Raw genomic sequence first — 20456 nt, 5'->3', positions numbered from 1 at the left:
CCCGAACGTATGTGCTCGGGGCGGGAGAGTTAAAAGGATCTTAAGGCTTTAGGTGTAGAGGCCACGCTCGATGGACTTTTCAGCCTTACCTGGAACCAGCTTCTTGAGTTCCTTCGTGGACTCGATCGTCTTCTCCGGGGCCTTGACCTGCTTGACCTGCTTGAAGCCGATAAAGGCCACGACGGCGGCGATGACCACCATGAGCAGGAAGACGATCAGGAAGGCTGCCCAGCGGTCGAGCCACTTGGACAGCAGCTCCGCCAGGAAGAAGAAAAAGAAGAAGGAGCTATACAGCGCCACGGTACCGGCAACGCCGAACATGCCCGCGCCGATGCCACCCTTCTTTGCGGAGGCGGCGAGCTCGGTCTTAGCCAACTCGACCTCGGAGCGAACCAGCTGGGACATCTGTTCGGTGGCGTTGGATACGAGCTGGCCGATGGATGCTTCGCCGCGGCGGGAGGTATCTGCATCGCTCAAGGGAATGCCGTCTACCTTCGGGGCGAACTTGTTGGACCCGTCAGTGAATAGTCCGTCGTTGCTCACGGTTAAAAACTCCTACTGTTTTGTCGCAATCTATATCGGCCATAGTAATGAACTTTCCAGAGTTCATGTGGTGCGGCCCGCAAAGTGGGTACGGCGTTATTGTAATGGGTATGCCGCATTCTGACCCGCTGACCCCGCTGATGGCCCTATCTGGGGTGGAGGATAAAGCTGGTTCTGCCGCCGCAGCGATTGCGCGCGTGCACCGCCGCCCCGCGGGCTTGCGCAAGTTTGACGTTATCTCTTCCGAATCACTCTTGCGCGGTGCGCGGGCGGCCGCGGCGATTGACGGAGCGCCGCTTGAGGCTGACGGTATCCCGCCCGCAGTCAGCGCTTATTCCCTCCTTGCCCCCGAAAAACAGGCGGCTACGGTGCGCACCTTCGCACGGGCCCCGCTGCAGGTCTTGGCCAGCATTGATGTTGCGGCGGGCGGCGTGGGGCATCCCGATCAGGACCCAGCGGTGGTGCAGGCGCTGGCACAGCTCATCACGCGCGGAGCCGGCGTGGATTTCGACCGTTTGTTGCCGGTGGTGCTGCACGCGGAGATTGCTGCGCGCTCGCTGTTCGGTGCGCGCAGCACCGCCGTGGCGCTCGTCGCCTCGCGCACTGCCGCTATCCATACGGGCTTCGATCCTCGGGGATTCGCCGTGCCCGAGACCTACCTCAACCGTCATCGCGCGGACTATCGCGCGGCACTGGACGCTTACGATCAGGACCCGGCGGTGCTCATTACGCTGCTTCTCGACGCCTGGGAGGCCGGCGCCCGCGAAGCCGACGGCATCGCGCAAGCGGCTTAATCGCGCAGCTGCTGCCGTGCAAATAAAATCCCGCCGACCACTAAGGCTGCGATGCCGGCCACGACCGCCGAGCCGATACCGAATTCGCGGGCGCTGGGGGCGGTGAAGAGCGGAACGGGGTGTTTAAAGGTGCGGATTTCCCAGTCGTGGGTGATGGCGTGCTTCTTCAACAGGCGGTCCGGGTTCACGGCAACGGGGTGGCCAACCTGCTCCAGCATCGGGATGTCTGTGGCGGAATCGGAGTAGGCAAAGGACGCGTCGGGGTCGACGTTGAGCTCCTGAGCAATGCGCGCCAGTGCCTCAGCTTTTGCGGCGCCTTTGCAGTAAAACAGGATCTCCCCGGTGAACCGGCCGTCCTTCTCGGCGAGCTCGGTGGCCACGACGTGCTCGATGCCCAGTTCCTGTGCGATGGGTTCGACCAGCACGCTTGCCGACGCCGAGATGATCACCACCTCGTGGTCGGCGGTGCGGTGGGCGTCGATAAGCGCGCGTGCCTCCGCATAAATGGCAGGGGTGACCACTGTGTGCATGGTCTCCACCGCGATGTCGTGGACCTCCTGAACGGACCAACCGGCGGCCATGGCGGCGAGCTGATCACGGGTGGTGTCCATGTGCTCGCTGCTGTGGCCGGCGAGCATATAACTGGCCTTGGCTAAAGACAGCTGGAGCGCCTCGGCATGGGTGATGAGACCGTTGTGCATGAATTCGCGGCCGAAGGCATATGCCGAGGATGTGGCAATAATCGTCTTGTCCAAGTCGAAGAACGCGGCTGCGCGAGTGGTGCCGTGAGAGGGAAAAGGGGTACCGGTCATCGAGGGCCTGCCGTTTGTGTGCGAGTTACCCTGCTCATCGTAGCCCCTTAGCAGGCAGAATCGGGAGTACGCAAAGAGATTGCCCGAAATCTCAAGGAATCTTGTCGTTCGCTGTTGTCATCTCTTCTTTCGCATGTCATAATGTCAGGTGCAAGGCCCCGATATACAGTGCGGCCTGCCCCGGCGCACCCCCCCGATGCCGGGTTACCGATGGCCCGCGCACACCCCCCCCGAGGCGCGGGCCATCACCTTTTTCAAATACCGGGCTCGTCTGTGGCCATCGAGCTGAGACATATTTGATGTCCTAGCACGGCGATAAACTCTCAGCTGTGACAAGCTATCGAGCAAATTCATTTTCTCACCAAAAGGGATCAGGTCCTCCTCAGGTGAGTTTGCCGCTTGCTGCAGAAAGTGCCGTCTACTTTGTAGATGAAGCCGGAAGTAAAGGCACGTTAGGTAAGCATTTCGTTGTTGCGGCTGTGCGCACGAAGGATCCTGATTTCCTTTCGCGGGAGATTAAGGCATGTCGTGAGCGGAATAACTTCACAAAGGCTGACGAGATTAAGTTCTCGAAAGTTACTAAGCACTCTGAGCCGATTTTGCTTGATGTTTTTCGAACAGCGATAAGCTCGGGGTGCACGTTCGGAGCTTTTGTTTTGGACAAGAGGCATTTCGATCCGTGGAGTAGTCGAGAACAGTGGCAGGGGCATTTGTTCGCGACAGATCGGCTGCTTCGGGGTCTGGTTACTCGCCGTGAAGTTGGGGTGGTGATGCTCGACCACATTGATGTCCCAGTAGGGGTTTCCTACGGAGACACTCTAGTGAACTCTCTCAACAATCGATTTGGAAATAAGCGGTTTGCAACGGCCGTTAGTCTGGATTCTCGGACTTGTCCGGCACTACAGGTGGCAGATCTGCTTGCTAGTTCGGTTTTCCATGCGCGAAAAAAGATCGAAGACGTGGGGTTGGAGGCTTTCTTGGAAGATCGTTCGCCAAAGGCCCGGCTTTCGAAGGGCATTGCGGCCGCATTAGGCGAGAGTCATTTTGGTGACTGCCGTACACCACTTTTGAAGATTGAGACAAGCCATGAGAGGTCATTGACAGAATTGAAGCGCCAACGATACTCTTAGGTGAGGCGCTGAACGCCATAGCCGCAGGCTAAAAGCAAGCGCCCCTCGGGCCTAGTCTCAGACTTACTACCCGAGTTTTATGGCTAACCAAGCCATTCTTTACCGCACTTATTGCGATACCCTCGAGCGTGGCTCGGGGGTATTTGCTTTTGACTCTTAATGGCGGATTCTAAGGATCGTGGAAGCACGGTTTCCTGTGAGTTTTTGTACGTGAGCCCCGGTAATTTTGTTCAAGCGTCAGCAAAATGGGTGCGGAAGACGCCACAAAGGCGAAGTTATCCACAGGTGACTAGGAAGCTCTAGCGCGCGGTTGGTGCGCTCGCGCATGCTTCAGACATGAGCACGTTTCACCTAGTTATCGCCGTTGGGGATTCCACGCTGCGAGCAGAGGCAGCCTCCGCAGCAGCCGCCAGTACTGCGGAAGTGAGCACCGTGGAGGACCCGCGGGACTTCTCCCGGCACTTGCCCAAGGCAGACGCCGTCTTGGCTGATTCGCTGACGGCTCGTCTCGTGGCGGGGCATCCGCGGGTGTACTTCCTGGCCTTGGATCCGGGGCCCATCGATTATGAGGCCGCGCTGTGCTGCCGCGCGACGGCCGCCTTTATCGTGCCCGCCCAATCGAAAGAGCTCCTGGGCGCACTGGCAGCAGACGCCACTCCGGAGACCACCGTGTCCACCGGTTTAACACTGGCGGTGACTGGTTCCGCTGGGGGCTTGGGTGCCTCGACCGTGGCGGTGGCTCTGGCCCGCGAGGCGGGCGCGGATCTCCTCGTTGATGCGAGCCCCTATTCCGGTGGTCTCGATTTGCTCACCGGAATTGAGAACAAGCCCGGCGCGCGGTGGCCGGATCTTGCCGCGGGGACCGGTTCAGTTGATGCAGCAGACCTCGTCCGTGCTCTGCCTACCACCCCGGATGGCATCGCGGTTCTTTCCGCTGCTAGGTCCGCCAGCGCAGAGGCGGTGCAGATGAGTGCTGCCCGGCGCGCGGCCATCATGCAAGCTGCGTGTTTATATCCAGGAACAGTGGTGGTGGATTGCCCGCCGTGGGATATCCCCGATGCGGCGGATCACGTGGTGGTGCTGACTGCCGCAGAGGTGCGGGCGGCCGCCGCCTGCGCGCAGCTGGTGGCGGAGCTTCGTGCCCGGCCGCAGGAGTGCTCCGTCGTCGTGCGCAACCGCCAGTGGGCGGGCCTGGATGCCAGCGATATTGCCACGGTGACTCACGCGGATCCCATCGCTGAGTTGCCGACGATCCGTGGCCTGACCCGCACGGTGGAAACTAGTGGGCTGCCGCGCCAGTTGCCCCGAGCTCTAGCTCGTGTCGCGCGCCAGATGTGGAAGGTCGTGGCATGAACCTGATTGATACGATGCGCACCATCGTGGCCTCCGAGCCACAGCTGGCCCATGATGCACCGGCCTTGGCACGGCGCATTCGCCAGGAAGCCGGTGTCATCAGTGATGTCGACGTGCTCGACCTTTTGCAGCGCCTGCGCCACGATTCCGTGGGCTTGGGACTGCTGGAGCCGGTCCTGTCGCTGCCGGGGCTGACCGATGTCGTTGTCAATGGCCCTGATGCCTGTTTCGTTGATTGCGGGCAGGGCCTGCAGCCACGCGATATTGGCTTCGCCGACGACGCCGAGGTGCGCCAGCTGGCCACCCGGCTGGCTGCGGTGGCGGGCGTGCGGTTGGATGATGCGCAACCTTTTGCCGATGGGCGCCTGACCCGCCCCGATGGCACGAGAATTCGCCTCCACGCGTTGCTTGCTCCTCCTTCGGCAAGTGGAACCTGTATCAGCCTCCGCGTGCTGCGCCAAGCGCAAACCAGCCTGGAGGAACTGATAGCTAATGGCAGCATTGATTCCAGCCTGGAGCACGTCCTGCGCGCCGTGGTTGAGCGGCGGGCATCCTTCCTGGTCACTGGTGGAACCGGCTCCGGCAAGACGACGTTGCTCGCCGCCTTGCTGGGGTGCGTGCCCGCCACCGAGCGCTTGCTCATCATCGAGGACACTCCGGAGCTTTCCCCGAATCACCCGCACGTGGTGACCCTGGTATCGCGCCGGGCCAACGCGGAAGGGCGCGGCGAGATCTCCATGTCGCTCCTTCTCCGCCAAGCGCTACGCATGCGCCCGGACCGCATCGTCGTCGGCGAAATCCGCGGCGCGGAGGTCGTGGAACTGCTTGCCGCGCTCAACACCGGGCACGATGGTGGTGCGGGCACCGTGCACGCCAACTCTGTTGATGAAGTGCCCGCCCGCATGGAGGCCCTCGCCGCTCTCGGCGGGCTCGACCGCGTGGCGCTGCACTCGCAATTGGCGGCTGCGGTACATGTGGTCCTCGGGATGGAGCGCACACCGCAGGGGCGTCGGCTAGCGCACCTTGGCGTGCTCGAGGGAAACCCAGTTACACCGCAGCTGGTGTGGACGGCCGAAGACGGCCCGCTTCCCGGGTTTGCGCAGCTGTGCTCGCGGCTGGGGGTGGAACCATGATGTGGCTATTCCTCGCGGCGGCGTGTTTGCTCTCGCAGCCTGCTTCGGTGACGCGGCTGGAATCGCCGAAGCCTCGCTCGCTGGCACCCGGGGCGCTCTTCCTCGGGGTCGGGTGCTGTGTCTTCTTCGGCAGGCCCACTGTTGTGGTGGCGGTGGGCTGCATTGTGGCCTGTGCGCTGTGGTTTGCCAATGACCTGGCGGCGTCCCGGCGTGAGCGCCGTGGCTCGGAGGCGCTCGCCTCCTACTTCGGTTCTGTTGCCGCCGAGCTGCGGGCGGGATCGACAACGGCGGGAGCGCTTCGCCGGGGCGCCGACGCCCTTCCAGACTCCACCCCGGAGAATCTCCGCGCCGCGTTGAGTACGGCGGCGGGTCTCGCGGCGCAAGGAGGTTCGCCTGCGGTTGCTCTCAATGCACCGGAGGTTGCCCGCTATGCAGCGCTGCTCACGCTCTCCGGGCGCCATGGCGTGGCGTTGGCGAACCTCATCGAGCAGGCTCAAAGCCAGCTGGATACCGCGCGCCGCCATGCCGGTGAGACCGCTGCCTCCTTGCAAGGGCCACAGGCCACCGCGGTCATCCTGGCGTGCCTGCCGCTGGCGGGCATCCTCATGGGAGGGGCGATGGGCGCGGATTCTTTGGGGTTCTTGCTCGGTGGTGGCCTTGGGGGCGTGCTTCTCGACGTCGGCGTGGCCTTCGTCTGCGCCGGATTTGCCTGGTCGCGTCTCATTCTGCGAAAGGCGGCGCAGTGATGGTCTTGACGTATATCTCCGCTGCATTCATGGCTGCGGCTTTCGCTGTTACCTCTGCTGCACCGTCTGGACGAATAGCCCAGTCGGGATCGCGCACACCGCGCCCGAAGACGCCGCGCGATGGTCCCGAAACGGACTATAGTCCGCTCGATGCTGCCAGCGACCTGGAGCTCTTCGCCGCGTGCCTAGAGGCCGGTCTCTCCACGCGCAGTGCTGTGCTAGCTGTCGCTGAAGCCTCACCGCAGTGGTCGGAGGCGGCCGCTCTCATCGGGGTGGGGGTTCCCATGGGCACCGCGTGGTCGGCGCTGGCCAGTCAGCCGCATTTGGAAGAACTGGTGCGGCTTACGCAGCTATCGGGTGAATCGGGCGCGGCCATGGCTACGGGGTGCCACCGGTTGGTGGCGCAGCTGCGTGCCGAAGCCTCGGCACAAGCTACCGCGCGGGCGGAGCGCGCTGGTGTGTTCATCGCAGCACCGCTGGCAGTGTGCTTCCTTCCCGCCTTCCTGGTCCTTGGGTTGATACCTGTCCTCATCAGCTTGGGCCAGCAACTCTTCTAAATCAGCACATACAACTAACCACTCACCAACTCAGTACACGTAACCGACACAAACACAGGAAAAGAAAGCTAGGTACATCATGCAGAAAAAGGTAAACTACCAGTCACTATTAGGAAATGATGATGGTATGTCTACGATAGAATATGCCATGGGTAGTTTGGCCGCGGCAGCTCTCGCTGCGGTCCTCTATGCCGTGGTCAATGGTGGCGAAGTCACCAGCGCCATTACCTCCATCATCACCGACGCCCTGTCCAACACCCCAGGCTAATGCGCGCGCTTGATGACGCCGGCTCCGTCACCATCGAAGCAGCATTGTCGCTGTCCGCACTCGTCATCGTTGCCGCGGGAATCGTGGGTGGCATCGCCACGCTGTCGGCCCACCTCGCTGCCGTTGACGCCGCGGGCGCTGCAGCCCGCTCCGTCGCCATCGGCGTGGACTTTCAGCGCGATGGAGTGACGGTGAACGTGAGCGAAGGCTCCGGGCTTATGACCGCTGAGGCCGCCGTGCCGGCACCGCTGGGGACCATGCGCGCGCAGGCGGTGTTTCCCGCGGAGATGGCAGCGGGTGGGAACAACGGGGCGCAGCCATGAGGCGTCATCGGCGCAGCTGGTCGCGGATCCTGGCGGGGGAGGAGGGCTATGCCACCGTCGTCACCGCCGGGATCATCGCTGCAGTGGCGTCTCTGTTGTTGGCAGTCGCGGCGGTTGCTTCGCTCGTTGTGGCGCGGCACGAAGCACAGGTGGCGGCGGACCTCGCCGCCGTGGCCGGTGCGTGGGAGGTGGCCAAGGGCAGGGACGCCTGCACGAAGGCCACAGAGATTGCCGCGCTTAACGGCGCGGAACTCGGCTCCTGCGACATCGATGGGCGCGACGTTGAGGTCACTGCCCGGCTGCGCGGGCGCAGCGCCATCGCCCGCGCTGGTCCGGTCTAAGAGGTCATGGTAACCAGCGCGCCGAGGAGAGCTATAGCGCCTGCCTTGTCCAGAGGGTTGTTGCCGTTGCCGCACTTGGGGGATTGCACGCACGACGGGCAGCCGGACTCGCAGGGGCAGGAGCGCACGGCATCGAAGGTGGCTTTGATCCACTCAGGGAAGCGCCGGAAACCTTCCTCGGCGAAGCCAGCACCGCCGGGGTGGCCGTCGTAGACGAAGACCGTGGGCAAGCCCGTATCGGCATGCTGCGCGGTGGACACGCCACCAATGTCCCAGCGGTCGCAGGTGGCAATGAGCGGCAGCAACCCAATGGCGGCGTGCTCTGCCGCATGGAGGGTGCCCGGGGTGCGCCCGGCGGTGACTCCCATCGCTGCGAGTGCCAGCGGATCGATGGTGTAGGCCACCGCCCGGGTCACCAGGCGCTGCTCCGGCAGGTCAAGGGGGATATCCTCGCCCACGGAGCCATCGGGAAGCCGCACCTGGTAGCCGGTGACCTTATCGGTCACCTCAACCTCCAGGCTGGCCACCCACAGGCCGGGGGCGTAGTTCACCAGGTCATCGGCCTCGCTCAAGATGCGGATATCCGTCGTGGACTTCGGCTGCGTGGTGTAGTCCGGGGCCTTTGGCACGGCGAGGGCCACGCCCGGCTCGGCGGACGCCGAACCATCGCCTCCGCCGAGGTGAAGTTCCTCGATGACGAAGCTCTCGCCACGGTGCAGGTACACCGCGCCGGGATGCACCTGGCTTACCGCGCGGGCTGAATCGATGGTGCCCAGCAGGCGGCCATCGGAGGAATCCACAATCATGACTTCCTCGCCCGAACCGCCGCGCAGCGAGACGGCTGTGTGCGCGGTCTCCGGGGTGAGCTCGCTTGAGCCAGCCGGCAGGGGAGCGGCGAACCAACCCTGCGGGCGCCGGCGCAGCAAGCCTTGCTGGGCTAGGTCGTGGACCACGTCTTCGGCGCGGAAGGCAGCTACGTCGGCATCAGACAACGGTTTCTCCACCGCCGCGCAGTACACGTGCCCGGCCAGGATATAGGGGTTAGCCGGGTTGAACACGCTGGCCTCCACCGGTCGGCCCAACAGTGCCTCTGGGTGGTGAACCAGGTAGGTGTCCATCGGTTCATCGCGGGCCACCAAAACCACCAGCGAGCCCTGGCCGCGGCGGCCTGCGCGCCCAGCCTGCTGCCAGAAGCTAGCGACGGTACCCGGGAACCCGGCGGTGACCACGGCATCGAGGCCGCCGACGTCGATGCCCAGCTCCAAAGCCGAGGTGGTGGCCACGCCGAGCAAGGAGCCATCGTCCAGCGCCTGTTCCAGCGCGCGACGGTCTTCGGCCAAATACCCCGCGCGGTAGGCGGCAATCCGGCGCGCGAAATCCGGCCGGCCCAGCCTCCCGGAGAGCTCTTCTGCTGCCCGCAGCGCGGTGGTCTCTGCCGCGCGCCGCGAGCGCACAAAGGTCAACGTTCGAGCGCCCTGCGCCACGAGCGCGGCCATCATCCAGGCCGCCTCCGTTGTGGCGGCGCGGCGCACGGGGGCGCCGTTCTGCCCTTCGATGCCTTCCATGAAGCCCGGTTCCCACAGCGCGACCGTCCGCGCGCCCGTCGGCGCGCCATCCTCGGTTACAGGGAGAAACTCGCGCCCCGTCAGCCGTGCGGCATGCCGGGCGGGATCCCGCATGGTCGCCGAAGCCGCAATCACCACCGGCCGCGAACCGTAGTGTGCGCACAGCCGCAGCAAACGCCGCACCACGAGCGCCACGTTCGCCCCGAAAACCCCGCGGTAGGCGTGCGCCTCATCAATCACGATGAACTTCAAGTGCCGCAGCATCCGCGCCCACCGCTGGTGTGCGCCCAGCAGAGAAGAATGAATCATGTCTGGGTTGGAGAAGATAAACCGCGCCTGATCGCGGATACCGGCACGGGCTTCGGTGGGGGTATCACCGTCGTAGGGGGCGGGGTGGACGTCGTGAACCGCAGCGATGCCCTGCGTGAGCTCGAGCACCGTGCGCAGCTGGTCCGAACCCAGCGCCTTCGTCGGCGTGATGTAGAGCGCGCACGCGGTCGGGTCCTGCGCCAGACGGGACAGAATGGGCAAACGGTAACCCAGGGACTTTCCGGAACTCGTGCCGGTGGAGACCACCACATCACGCCCCTCCCACGCGGCTTGTGCCACGGCGACTTGGTGGGCATAGAGCTTGGCGACGCCTTGTTCCTCCAACGCCGCCCGCAACTCCGGCAGGACCCACTCGGGCCACTCGGCATAGCGCGCGGGCTGGGCGGGCAGGGTGGTGGAGTGCGTTAGCTCGGACTCGGGGAAACGCTCAACAAGGTGCTCGACGAGCTCCTCACCCAGAGGGTTCTCACTCACGCTTGCCTCCACTAATCTGCTGTAGGTGCCCAAACGTGGCACACTAGTGCACTAGTTTGCACTACTTTATTTCCGCAAAGGACAACTCATCATGGCATACGGTACCGTCAAGTTCTTCAACGCCGAAAAAGGCTACGGCTTCATTGAGCAGGAGGACGGCTCCGGCGACATCTTCGTGCACTACACCGAAATCCAAGGAACCGGCTTCCGTACCCTCGAAGATAACCAGCGCGTCTCCTTTGAGATTGGGGAAGACACTAAAGGTCAGCAGGCCACCAACGTCGAGGTGGTTTAGGGGGATTCGGCGTAGCCGCGCCGGGTATCCCACCATTCCAGCAGCTTATTCTGCCCCTTTTGCAGGCCGAAGCCGATGATGACGGCGGCGATGATGGAAATGAGCATGGCTATCGCGGGTGAGCCGGAGAAGGCCACGCCGCCGAGGTAGCCAATGGCTAGCGCCTGCGCCACCCACAACAGAACACCGAAGGTGTCGAAGAAGAAAAACAACGGCCAGGGGTAGCGCATGGAGCCCAGCAGAATCGTCATAAACAGGCGGGCCGAGGGGATGAAGCGCGCGATGATGATGGCCGCGCCGCCGCTGCGCCGAATATTACGCTTGACCCACGTTAAGGCGTCATAAGCCTTCGTTCCCTTTTGGGCTCTATTAATAAGGGCGATGAGCCGCGTTCCCAGGAGGAAGCACAAGTTATCCCCCAAAATTGCGGCAACCATGGCGACGAAAAACATGGTGGGAAGATGGGGAAAACCTTGGGAGCCAGACCAGGCGCCCACCATGTTGAGGGGAACCTCCGAAGGCAAAACGGGGAAGAAGCAGTCGAGGAAAATCAGTGAACCCACCAGCGGATAAATCCACTGTGTGGCCATGATGACCTCGAACCATGCAGTAATAGACGCAATCACGCTGTCTCCCAGTTGTGTGCTGTGAGGCGAATCCTCGGACGGCCAGTATAGACCCCCGGTTGTGTGGACGTGAACTGGCCTGAATAACTAGAGTAAGCCTCTATCTGTGTACTCTAGGGGCAATTGCCCAGCAGAGGACTAGCCATCGGAAGGGATGAAGTCGAAGTGGCAGAAGCTACCGGCCCGGGGAAGACCCTGGTCATCGTCGAGTCAGCAACCAAGGCGAAGAAGATTCAGCCTTACCTCGGCGATAAGTACATTGTTGAGGCCTCCGTCGGCCACATCCGGGACCTTCCCCGCGGCGCCGCCGACGTCCCCGCCAAATATAAGAAGGAATCCTGGGCGCGCCTCGGTGTTAACCCGGAGGATAACTTCACCCCGCTGTACGTCATCAGCCAGGACAAGAAGAAGAAGGTCGCTGACCTCAAGGCCAAGCTGAAGCAGTGCGACCAGCTCTACCTCGCAACAGACCCCGACCGCGAGGGCGAGGCCATTGCCTGGCACCTGCTGGAAGTACTCAAGCCCAAGGTGCCGGTGCGCCGAATGGTCTTCAACGAGATCACCAAGTCCGCCATCCTGGAGGCCGCGGAAAACACCCGTGAACTCGATGAAAACCTCATCGACGCCCAGGAAACCCGCCGCATCCTGGACCGCCTCTACGGCTACGAGGTCTCCCCGGTGCTGTGGAAGAAGGTCATGCCGCGCCTATCGGCTGGCCGCGTGCAGTCGGTAGCTACCCGCGTCATCGTCGAGCGCGAGCGCGAGCGCATGGCATTCATCCCCGCCGAGTACTGGGATCTCACGGCAACGCTGAAATCCACGCCGGATTTCGATGCGCGCCTGATTGCCCTCGATGGCAAGCGCGTGGCCGCGGGCCGCGACTTCAACGATAGGGGTCAGCTGAAGAGCGACGAGGTGGTCGTCGTCAAGCAGGCCCAGGCGGAGCAGCTGGCCAGCGCGCTGGAGGGCTCCACCATGACCGTGGCTAGTGTCGAGCACAAGCCTTATTCGCGCAAGCCTTCCGCGCCGTTTATGACGTCGACGCTGCAGCAGGAGGCCGGCCGGCGCCTGCACTACACCTCGGAGCGCACGATGCGCATTGCGCAGCGCCTCTACGAGAACGGTCACATCACCTATATGCGTACCGACTCGACCTCCCTGTCCAAGCAGGGCCTGGATGCTGCGCGTGAGGCTGCCTCCTCCATCTTCGGCGCGGAGTTCGTGGCCGACGGACCGCGTACCTATGACCGCAAGGTGAAGAACTCCCAGGAGGCCCACGAGGCCATCCGCCCGGCCGGTGAGCGTTTTGCCACCCCGGGCCAGCTGGCCGGGCAGCTCGACGCCGAGGAGTACAAGCTTTATGAGCTGATTTGGAAGCGCACCGTGGCCTGCCAGATGGCCGACGCCAAGGGAACCTCGATGAAGGTGACCGCGGCGGTCAACGCCGGCGGCCACGACGCCGACTTTTCCGCGACCGGCCGCACGATTACCTTCCCGGGCTTCCTCAAGGCCTACGAGGACGTGGCGGCGAAGGACTCGAAGGGAGAGTCCCGTCTGCCGCACCTCAATGAGGGCGACACGCTGAAGACCGCTGCGGTTACTGCCGACGGCCACTCCACCAACCCGCCGGCGCGCTATACCGAGGCCAGCTTGGTCAAGAAGATGGAAGATTTGGGCATCGGGCGTCCGTCGACGTACGCCTCCATCATCAAGACCATCCAGGACCGCGGCTACGTGCTCTCCCGCGGCAACGCGCTGGTGCCCTCGTGGGTTGCCTTCGCGGTGGTGGGTCTGTTGGAGAATAACTTCACTGAGCTGGTGGATTATGACTTCACCTCCTCCATGGAGGATGAGCTCGATGCCATTGCCGCCGGTTCGGAGAACGGCACGGATTGGCTGAATAACTTCTACTTCGGCAACACGGAGGCCGGCGAGCGCAAGGCCGCATCTATTGCTCGCCACGGCGGCCTGAAGTCCTTGGTGGGCATCAACCTGGAGGCCATCGATGCCCGCCAGGTCAACTCCCTGCGCCTGTACACCGACGCGGAAGGCCGCGATGTCTTCGTGCGCGTGGGCCGCTACGGTCCGTATATCGAGCGCGCCGTGGGCACCAACGAGGACGGCACGGTGGAGTACCAGCGCGCCAACCTCTCGGAGACGGTCACCCCGGATGAGCTCAACGAGGCTTTGGCGGAGAAGCTCTTTGCCACCCCGCAGGGCGGGCGCGAGCTGGGACAGAACCCGGAGAACGGACGCACCATCGTGGCCAAGGAGGGTCGCTTCGGCCCGTACGTGACCGAGCAGGTGCGTGACGACGAGCGCGAGAAGGCCGAGGCCGAAGCCGAGGAGATCGTCAAGGAGGAGCGCGCCGCGGAGGACGCCCAGCGCGCGGCCGAGGGCAAGCGCGCCAAGAATTGGGAGACCAAGACCGCGGCGAAGCAGAAGGAAAAGCGCATTGCTGAGTACGTTGAGGAGAAGCTGAAGCCGGGCACGGCCTCGCTCTTTGCTTCGATGGAGCCGTCCAGCGTCACTTTGGAGGAAGCGCTGAAGCTGCTGAGCCTGCCGCGCGAGGTGGGCGTGGACCCCTCGGACGGCGAGGTCATCACCGCGCAGAACGGCCGCTATGGCCCCTACCTGAAGAAGGGTAAGGATTCGCGTTCCTTGGCCAAGGAGGAGCAGATCTTCTCCATCACGCTGGATGAGGCGCGCCGCATCTACGCGGAGCCGAAGCGCCGTGGACGTGCGGCCGCACAGCCGCCGATTAAGCAGCTGGGTGATAACGACGTCTCCGGCAAGCCGATGACGGTCAAGGACGGCCGCTTTGGCCCGTACGTCACTGACGGCACGACGAATGCCTCGCTGCGCCGTGGTGACGATCCGGAGCAGCTTACCGACGCCCGCGCGAACGAGCTCCTCTCCGAGCGCCGCGCCAAGGACGCCGCGAACGGTGGGGCGAAGAAGTCGACGAAGAAGAGCACCAAGAAGTCGACCAAGAAATCGACGAAGAAGGCTACGAAGAAGTCGAGCAAGAAGGCCACGAAGAAGCCTTCGCCGGGCACGAAGAACGTGGTCAAGGCCGGATCGCGCAGGAAGTAGATAGGCCATGCTCACGCTGGAGAATTTCGCGCGCGACATGCTGGACCGTACCCAGGAAGGCACCGAGGCTCTCCTGCGCGCGGTGGGCCCGGCCTTTGCTGGCCGCGATCATTTCACCCTCGGCGCGCTCGCCGCGGGGGAGACTGCCGTCTGGTCACGCCTGTTTAACTGGCGCGCGCTCGGCACGGTCACTACCGCCGCTGTACCCGTGCTGTTGGCCCTGCGCCCAGACTGCGCACCGGAGACCCGTGTGGGGCTCGTCGCCGCTTCGCTTGGCCAGGCCGCCAAGCGCGGCGCACCAACGACGTTCGGCGTGACGTGTGTCAGCGTGCAATACGCTGCCTTCGCGTGGGCGCTGCGCGGTGCGCGCAATGATGCACTGGGTTGGGGCCTGCGCGCTGGCGCGTGGGCCGCGGGCCTTGCGCTAGCCCGCACCCGAAGTGAGCGCCGCGCCACGGCTATCGCCGGAATCCCGGCGGCTGCGCTCTCCGCGCTAGCTGGTGACCCAGCCCTGCGCGCTGCTGAATCTACGCAGGGGCTGAGCCACGGTGCTAACCTGCTTCTGGCCTCTGAGGCGCTGACGGTCCTGAACCCGGCTGAACAGCGCCAGGATGCGGGCCTGCGTGGCCGGGTTCTGGATGCGGCGCAGTCGGCGGCACAGACGGTAGGCCTGGTGCTGCTGGTGGATGGGCTGGCGCGGAAGGGCCGCGGTTAGGCGCAGCGCCTAATTCCGGGCGCATCGTCTTGCCATAGGACAAGCGTCGGTGTACCCATTCGAAGGGCCCGGGCTTGCCCGCGGCCTCGAGCGCGCAGGCGATGAGGAGCGTTGCTAGCCATACGCCGGTGGCTAGCGCTGCCTGGCCCGCGGCGCTGAGCTCCGGGCCAATGTTGAGGGTAAAGGGGTAGACCAGCGCCAGGAAGAACACGGACTGCAGCACGTAGCCGGTCATGGAACGCTTGCCCAGCGCAATCAGCGGCCACAGGAACCAGGGGCGCGCACCACGGCGCTGCAGGGGTTCTAGGGCGAGTGTTGCCCCCGCCACGATGCCCGGCCCGGTGAGCATGCCGATGCAGCTATTCGCCGCGTTGAGGGGTTCCGCTAGAGCTGGGTCCAGCACCCCAATCGTCGACAAGCCCCAGGGCAGGCCGAGGAAAAGGATGATGGCTAGGGCCAAAATGGTCCACGCCCACAGCTCGCGCCGATGGCCCCCGGCCAAGGTTCCGCGGCGCGCCCACACGAAACCTACGAGCATCACCGGAAGGACCAAGGCTCCCGTCAGGGGAACGGAAAAAGCTTGGGCGCCGACCATGATGGCCTGCTCACCCAGCAGCTCCCAGTAGGATTCGGCGGCGGTGAAGCCGCTGAGATCAAACTCCGACGTATCGACAAGCGCGGCCCCAACGCCCATTCCGATACCCGCCACAACCAGCAGCGCACAGAACCCGTAGGCCACGCGCATGAGGAGCTTGTCGGTTAAAGTAAGCAGCAACGCAATGAGCATGCCCATCGCGCCGTAGAGCAGCATGATGTCGCCGGAAAAGAGGAAGAGGCAGTGCAGGGCACCGAATAAAGCAAGAAAGCCATAGCGCTTTGCCAACACGGCCTGCGCGCGCCGCAGTGGGAAGCCGCGTCGCCACAAGCTCATTGCGATAAGCCCCACGCCAAAGCCGAGAAGCGTGGAGAACATCGGCAGGCCGCGCACATGCACGAACATGGCGGAAAAGACCACATAGACTTCGTCAACGAGGGTATCGACGCCGCCGAAATAGGCATCGGGGCCATCGCCGTCGTTCATAATCCACGCGGTGCAGACATTAGCCAGCGCGATGCCCAGCAGGGCCATGCCGCGGGCGACGTCGGGGACGAGAAGACGAGGACTCGAATACTGGCGTGGCGGATGGGGCTGGTGGGGCTGATGAGGCATGGCCCCAAGCTACCAGAAGCACAAAAACTTATTTATCCGAGAGCGCGTTCCGCCAAGGTCGGGCGAATCGGGCGCGCCAGCTGCGTCATGCGGCGGCGCCCGCGCAGCTCAATAGACTTCATCAGCGTCCAGCGCGCTTGCTCTGCCTCGTTGGCGCCGCGCAGCGTGGCGGAGTTGGTGAGCACCTGGCCCGGGGTGTCCTTGGCCAGTTCGGTGAGACGGGCAGCCTCGTTGACGGCATCACCAATGACGGTGTACTCGAAGCGGTCCGCACCACCAATGTGCCCGGCCACCACGTGGCCCGCGGCCACGCCGATGCCCGCCTGCAGCCGCAACCCGCGCAGTTCCTGGCGAAGCTCGCGGGCGGCCTGCAAAGCCATGGAGTTCGCGTCGTAGACCGTCAGCGGGGCACCGAAGACGGCCAGGGCGGCATCACCCTGGAACTTGTTGATGATGCCCTTGTTCCGGTGCACCACCTCAACGACGTGCTCAAAGAACTTGTTGAGCTCCTCCACCACTTCTTCCGGGGTGTGGTTGACGGCGAAGGTGGTGGAGCCGATGACGTCGATAAACAGCACCGCCACCTTGCGGTCCTCGCCGCCCAGCTCCGGGCGTTCCTCCAAGGCGCGCTGGGCCACCTCGGCACCGACATAGCGGCCGAAAATATCGCGCACGCGTTGGCGCTCACGCAGGCCGCGCATCATTTCGTTGAATCCGGCCTGAAGCACGCCGAGCTCGGAGCCGTCGTAGATGTCCACCTGGACGTCACTCTCGCCGCGGCGTACGCGGTTGATGGCGTCTTGCAGCTCAATGATGGGATCGACCACGCTCATCATCGCGAACATGGTTCCCATGAGCCCGGTGCCCAGCGCGGTAACGGTCAGCGCAACGATAGCCGGCATGATATCTGAGGTCTCAGGGCTAAACAGACCCGCCTGTTGGCCCATGAGGACAAGCACGATGCCGATGAGCGGGATGCCGGAGGTCATCATCCAGGTGGAAAGCAACCGGTATTTAATCGGCGGCTCCAAGGTGGAATCCTCGAAACGCCGGGCCACGGCCTCCGCAGCCACGGGGCGTACGAGGCGCTCCGCCTGCAGGTACGTCAACAGCACGATGAGGCCGCCGGCCAATGCAGCAGAAACACCGACTACCACGGCCAGCCGCGCCGAGTGCTGGCCTGCCAGCACCACCGCCAAGATGATGCCCAGCAGCCACACCCCCGCGGCCACACCGGCCTGGTAGAGCGGGATGCGCAGGACCAGGTTGCGCACCATATTGGGGTCATGGTCATCGGGGCTGCGCTGCCAGTCCAATACCGGTCTGAACAGCCGAAGTGTTACCGCTATGCCGATGATGACCGCAAAGGTTACGAACAGCGTGCCGTAGGTCCACAGGTGGGGCGTGTGAGCGATGAAATCGGAGATCTCCGGCATGGGGAGAAAGAAGACCACGAAGGTCATGATCGCGATGGCGCCGATGATGTTGGCTCCAAGGACGAGCGCGGCGTACATCGGCCATTGAGTACCCCATAACCAGCGGGCGCCACGCATCAGTCTATTCATGGTTACACACTTTAGTTATCCCAGTAGGCTAGGGCGAGTGAACACCTCCAGCGTTGCCGAAAGGCTTGCCGACGCCCCCTCCGTCTCCCACACCATCCTCAGCGCTGCCCGCGCGGCTCGCGGTGAGGGCGACTCGCGAGCGATGAGCCACTCCTGGCTATTTACCGGGCCCCCGGGTGCCGGCCGTTCGCTGGCCGCGCAGTGCTTCGCCGCGGCACTCATGTGCACGTCCGCCGACGAGAACGGCAACCCCGGCTGCGGGCGCTGCCCCTCCTGCCAGAGCGTCCTAGACAATCAAGAGCACACCGACTTGGTCTACGTGGACCCGCAGGAGCAGTTCATCACCGTGGGCGAGGCCCGCGACGTCATCGGGCGCGCAGCCAGCCTGCCGAGCGTGGCGCCGTGGCGCGTGGTCATCTTCAACAAGGCCGACCGCCTGCGCAATGAGGCCGCCAACGCGCTGCTCAAAACCGTGGAGGAGCCCCCGGAGCGCACCGTCATCATCATGGTGGCGCCCTCGGAGGACCCGGAGGACTTCTCGGTCACGCTGCGCTCGCGCTGCCGTCACCTTTATATTCCGGCGCCGAGTGTGGAGGGCGTCGTCAAGCAGCTCGTCGCCGAAGGCGCCAGCGAGGATGACGCGCGCCTGGCCGCCGTGACCACCCTGCGCCACGTGGGACGTGCGCGACACCTAGTCAACGAGCCCGCCGCGCAGAAGCGCCGCGCCATGGCCATCAACCTGGCCGAAGACGTCTTCCACGGCTCCCAGGCCTTTCAATCCGTCACGGCGCTGCTGAAGTTCATTGAGAAGGAAGCCAAGGACTCCCACGCGGCGGCGGAGGAGGCGGAGCGCTCCAAGATTGAACAATCCTTCGGCGTCGGCGCCAAGGGCAAGGGCGCGACCAAGGCGCAACGCGACGCCCGCAGTGCCCTGAAGGATCTGGAGGAGCTCCACAAGAAGCGCGCTAAACGACGCATCTCCGACGGCCTCGACATCGCCCTCGTGGATCTCGCCGGTATTTACCGCGATGCGCTCATGCTGAAAGTCGGCGCTGAGGTGGAGATGACCCACCCGGACTTCGCGGGCCTGGCGGGCGAACTTGCCCAGCGCGTGAGCGAAGATGGCTTGCTGGCCGCCCAGTCCGCTATCCGCACCTGCCGCGAGCAGCTGCCGCAGAACGTCACCCCGCAGGTGGCTTTCGACGGCATGGTGGGCCGCCTGCGCCTGGCCTGTGGCGCGCGCTAACCAGCACGTGTGCTGCGTGCACACTACAGGTGATAGCCCGATTTCTTTATCAGCCCAGGCCTAGGCTAAACTCTCAGGCGGTGCATATACACACTGCATCGTGCCGCCTTAGCTCAGTCGGTAGAGCATCTCACTCGTAATGAGAAGGTCGCGAGTTCGATTCTCGCAGGCGGCTCCACTTAGACGTCGGATTTGATAAGTACCCTTTTGCGTTAGCGAGTATCGCTTAGGGGGGTGTGAAAAATCGCTTGCGTTAGCGGGTTTGGGTTTTGCGTTAGCGGGTATCTTGTTTGCCCTAGTAAAATGCGTATTTAGGGTTTAACGCGCTAACGAAGCGTTAAACCTAAGGCCGTTTCACGAGGAGGTGTGTGGTGAGATCGTATGCGTCTGGCGATGAACTAGCCGCAGAGATTACTAAGCGTGGCGAACTTTTTATCGGCGAGTTCGTAGGCGTTCCTGGCGATGGTTGGGACCGGCTGGTTGACGGTGTTGACCGCACGCCCCGGCAGATGATCGCCTACCAGCTTGGCTGGATGGAATTACTGCTCGGCTGGGAACGTGACGAACAAGCCGGTCTTGACGTGGTGACTCCGGCACCTGGTTTTAAGTGGAATCAACTGGGCGGATTGTATGAATCGTTCTACCAACGCTGGGAGCAGGTATCTACTGAGGATTTGATCGACAGGTTCAAGATCCTGCTTGGTGAGATAGTCAAAATGGTGGGCGGTCTAACCGAATCAGAATTGTTTAGTTCGGGTCAGCGTGCGTGGGCTTCTTCCACCCCGTCGGCGTGGCCGGTGTGGAAATGGGTGCATATCAACACCGTCGCGCCATTTACGACGTTTCGCACCAAAATCAGGAAGTGGAAGAAACTGGCAGCCTGCTAGCAATAGGCACGGTGATTTCAGTGCCGATTCTGAAGACGAACTGGATCTCGTTGGCTCCGATAACGGCATGGTCGATAAGCGCTGTCCACTGGGATGGTTGAAAATGCTGGATGGGCTTGTCGGCCAACTGGGTGTAGGCGGTTTTGATCGCAGTGGCCTTGGCACTCTTGGCAGCAATCTCGGCCTCGATGGCTTGTTTGCGGCCCAGGGTTTTCTGGTATCGCGCTTCTAGCTGGGTGTAGCGGGCGGGGTATTGGTCCTGGTCTTGCGCTACCCGCTGATTTTCTGCAACCAATGATTCAATCTCGCTGGCAAGAGCGCGGATTTTCTCGTCTAGGCGCTTGGACTCCGCTTCGAGCTGGTCTGTATTAAACATGGCGTCGATGACCTGTGGTAGGTGGCTTTGTCCGCGATAGGACCTGACCCCTGTTTGGTAGACACCTGATA

At 63.4% G+C, this 20456-nt stretch carries 19 protein-coding genes, 1 tRNA gene and 1 pseudogene; 14 read left to right on the top strand and 7 right to left on the bottom strand.

All coding sequences use genetic code 11. The annotated features are described in order from the left end of the window. Positions 1–48: 48 nt before the first annotated feature. Positions 49–543 (bottom strand): phage holin family protein, encoded by a 495-nt coding sequence (locus HMPREF2808_RS10530; RefSeq protein WP_070531763.1) that lies wholly within the window; start codon positions 541–543, stop codon positions 49–51. Positions 544–647: 104 nt separating this feature from the next. Here HMPREF2808_RS10530 and HMPREF2808_RS10525 point away from each other — a divergent pair, with 104 nt between their 5' ends. Then, on the top strand, positions 648–1337 hold the full coding sequence (locus tag HMPREF2808_RS10525) for an oxidoreductase (RefSeq protein ID WP_070624741.1): 690 nt from the start codon (positions 648–650) through the stop codon (positions 1335–1337). Here the strand turns inward: HMPREF2808_RS10525 and HMPREF2808_RS10520 are convergent. Next, positions 1334–2149 carry an HAD family hydrolase gene (locus HMPREF2808_RS10520; RefSeq protein WP_070564068.1) on the bottom strand — a complete coding sequence of 272 codons (816 nt, stop codon included), beginning with the start codon at positions 2147–2149 and terminating at the stop codon, positions 1334–1336. The two genes, HMPREF2808_RS10525 and HMPREF2808_RS10520, sit on opposite strands and share 4 nt — an antisense overlap. 329 nt (positions 2150–2478) lie before the next feature. Between HMPREF2808_RS10520 and HMPREF2808_RS13155 the strand changes: the two genes are divergently transcribed. The 8 genes from HMPREF2808_RS13155 to HMPREF2808_RS10480 all read left to right on the top strand — a co-directional run bounded on the left by HMPREF2808_RS13155 (position 2479) and on the right by HMPREF2808_RS10480 (position 8000). Beyond that, positions 2479–3279: a DUF3800 domain-containing protein gene (locus HMPREF2808_RS13155; protein ID WP_141746438.1), complete on the top strand. Its 801-nt coding sequence runs from the start codon at positions 2479–2481 to the stop codon at positions 3277–3279. Positions 3280–3615: 336 nt separating this feature from the next. Next, complete coding sequence (gene ssd, locus HMPREF2808_RS10510; protein WP_070524096.1) at positions 3616–4632, top strand: septum site-determining protein Ssd; 1017 nt, start codon at positions 3616–3618, stop codon at positions 4630–4632. Then, positions 4629–5765 carry a TadA family conjugal transfer-associated ATPase gene (locus tag HMPREF2808_RS10505; protein WP_070624613.1) on the top strand — a complete coding sequence of 379 codons (1137 nt, stop codon included), beginning with the start codon at positions 4629–4631 and terminating at the stop codon, positions 5763–5765. Before ssd ends, HMPREF2808_RS10505 begins: the two co-directional genes overlap by 4 nt. After that, complete coding sequence (locus HMPREF2808_RS10500) at positions 5762–6511, top strand: type II secretion system F family protein (RefSeq protein ID WP_070624612.1); 750 nt, start codon at positions 5762–5764, stop codon at positions 6509–6511. The genes HMPREF2808_RS10505 and HMPREF2808_RS10500 overlap by 4 nt, the downstream gene beginning before the upstream one ends. Then, a complete protein-coding gene (locus HMPREF2808_RS10495; protein WP_070624611.1) occupies positions 6511–7068 on the top strand; it encodes a type II secretion system F family protein in 558 nt (185 codons plus the stop codon). The genes HMPREF2808_RS10500 and HMPREF2808_RS10495 overlap by 1 nt, the downstream gene beginning before the upstream one ends. Before the next feature lie 79 nt (positions 7069–7147). Further along, a complete protein-coding gene (locus HMPREF2808_RS10490) occupies positions 7148–7336 on the top strand; it encodes a DUF4244 domain-containing protein (protein ID WP_049157884.1) in 189 nt (62 codons plus the stop codon). Beyond that, positions 7336–7659 (top strand): hypothetical protein, encoded by a 324-nt coding sequence (locus tag HMPREF2808_RS10485; protein ID WP_070624610.1) that lies wholly within the window; start codon positions 7336–7338, stop codon positions 7657–7659. The genes HMPREF2808_RS10490 and HMPREF2808_RS10485 overlap by 1 nt, the downstream gene beginning before the upstream one ends. After that, the gene (locus HMPREF2808_RS10480) at positions 7656–8000 is read left to right on the top strand and encodes an Rv3654c family TadE-like protein (protein WP_070531754.1); all 345 of its coding nucleotides are present in this window, start codon (positions 7656–7658) and stop codon (positions 7998–8000) included. The genes HMPREF2808_RS10485 and HMPREF2808_RS10480 overlap by 4 nt, the downstream gene beginning before the upstream one ends. Here HMPREF2808_RS10480 and HMPREF2808_RS10475 read toward each other — a convergent pair. Beyond that, positions 7997–10369, bottom strand: coding sequence for a DEAD/DEAH box helicase (locus HMPREF2808_RS10475; protein WP_070624609.1), 2373 nt, complete (start codon positions 10367–10369; stop codon positions 7997–7999). The genes HMPREF2808_RS10480 and HMPREF2808_RS10475 overlap by 4 nt on opposite strands. Positions 10370–10460: 91 nt before the next feature. On the opposite strand from HMPREF2808_RS10475, the gene HMPREF2808_RS10470 reads away from it, so the two are divergent. Continuing rightward, positions 10461–10664 carry a cold-shock protein gene (locus HMPREF2808_RS10470; protein WP_070516379.1) on the top strand — a complete coding sequence of 68 codons (204 nt, stop codon included), beginning with the start codon at positions 10461–10463 and terminating at the stop codon, positions 10662–10664. On the opposite strand, the gene HMPREF2808_RS10465 is transcribed toward HMPREF2808_RS10470, so the two are convergent. Next, on the bottom strand, positions 10661–11254 hold the full coding sequence (locus HMPREF2808_RS10465) for a DedA family protein (protein ID WP_154761934.1): 594 nt from the start codon (positions 11252–11254) through the stop codon (positions 10661–10663). The genes HMPREF2808_RS10470 and HMPREF2808_RS10465 overlap by 4 nt on opposite strands. Positions 11255–11455: 201 nt before the next feature. Between HMPREF2808_RS10465 and topA the strand changes: the two genes are divergently transcribed. Then, the gene (gene topA / locus HMPREF2808_RS10460; RefSeq protein WP_070624608.1) at positions 11456–14386 is read left to right on the top strand and encodes a type I DNA topoisomerase; all 2931 of its coding nucleotides are present in this window, start codon (positions 11456–11458) and stop codon (positions 14384–14386) included. Between the two features lie 551 nt (positions 14387–14937). Here the strand turns inward: topA and HMPREF2808_RS10455 are convergent. After that, the gene (locus tag HMPREF2808_RS10455; RefSeq protein ID WP_046647867.1) at positions 14938–16311 is read right to left on the bottom strand and encodes a DUF418 domain-containing protein; all 1374 of its coding nucleotides are present in this window, start codon (positions 16309–16311) and stop codon (positions 14938–14940) included. A 32-nt stretch (positions 16312–16343) separates the two neighbouring features. Further along, the gene (locus HMPREF2808_RS10450; protein WP_070511233.1) at positions 16344–17876 is read right to left on the bottom strand and encodes an adenylate/guanylate cyclase domain-containing protein; all 1533 of its coding nucleotides are present in this window, start codon (positions 17874–17876) and stop codon (positions 16344–16346) included. Between HMPREF2808_RS10450 and HMPREF2808_RS10445 the strand changes: the two genes are divergently transcribed. The 3 genes from HMPREF2808_RS10445 to HMPREF2808_RS10435 all read left to right on the top strand — a co-directional run bounded on the left by HMPREF2808_RS10445 (position 17875) and on the right by HMPREF2808_RS10435 (position 20009). Continuing rightward, on the top strand, positions 17875–19122 hold the full coding sequence (locus HMPREF2808_RS10445) for a DNA polymerase III subunit delta' (protein WP_083309061.1): 1248 nt from the start codon (positions 17875–17877) through the stop codon (positions 19120–19122). The genes HMPREF2808_RS10450 and HMPREF2808_RS10445 overlap by 2 nt on opposite strands. A gap of 102 nt (positions 19123–19224) precedes the next feature. Continuing rightward, positions 19225–19300, top strand: a tRNA-Thr gene (locus HMPREF2808_RS10440). Positions 19301–19493: 193 nt separating this feature from the next. Next, positions 19494–20009: a ClbS/DfsB family four-helix bundle protein gene (locus HMPREF2808_RS10435; protein ID WP_034969882.1), complete on the top strand. Its 516-nt coding sequence runs from the start codon at positions 19494–19496 to the stop codon at positions 20007–20009. On the opposite strand, the pseudogene HMPREF2808_RS10430 reads toward HMPREF2808_RS10435, so the two are convergent. Next, positions 19978–20456: pseudogene (locus HMPREF2808_RS10430) on the bottom strand (DNA recombinase); the annotation flags it as partial. The gene HMPREF2808_RS10435 and the pseudogene HMPREF2808_RS10430 sit on opposite strands and share 32 nt — an antisense overlap.

Origin of the sequence: Corynebacterium sp. HMSC078A10 (genome assembly GCF_001811565.1) — a bacterium.
In the GTDB taxonomy this organism is placed as follows: domain Bacteria; phylum Actinomycetota; class Actinomycetes; order Mycobacteriales; family Mycobacteriaceae; genus Corynebacterium; species Corynebacterium hesseae.
Note: the sequence above shows the minus strand (reverse complement) of the source record. Positions and strands in the feature narration are given on the sequence as shown.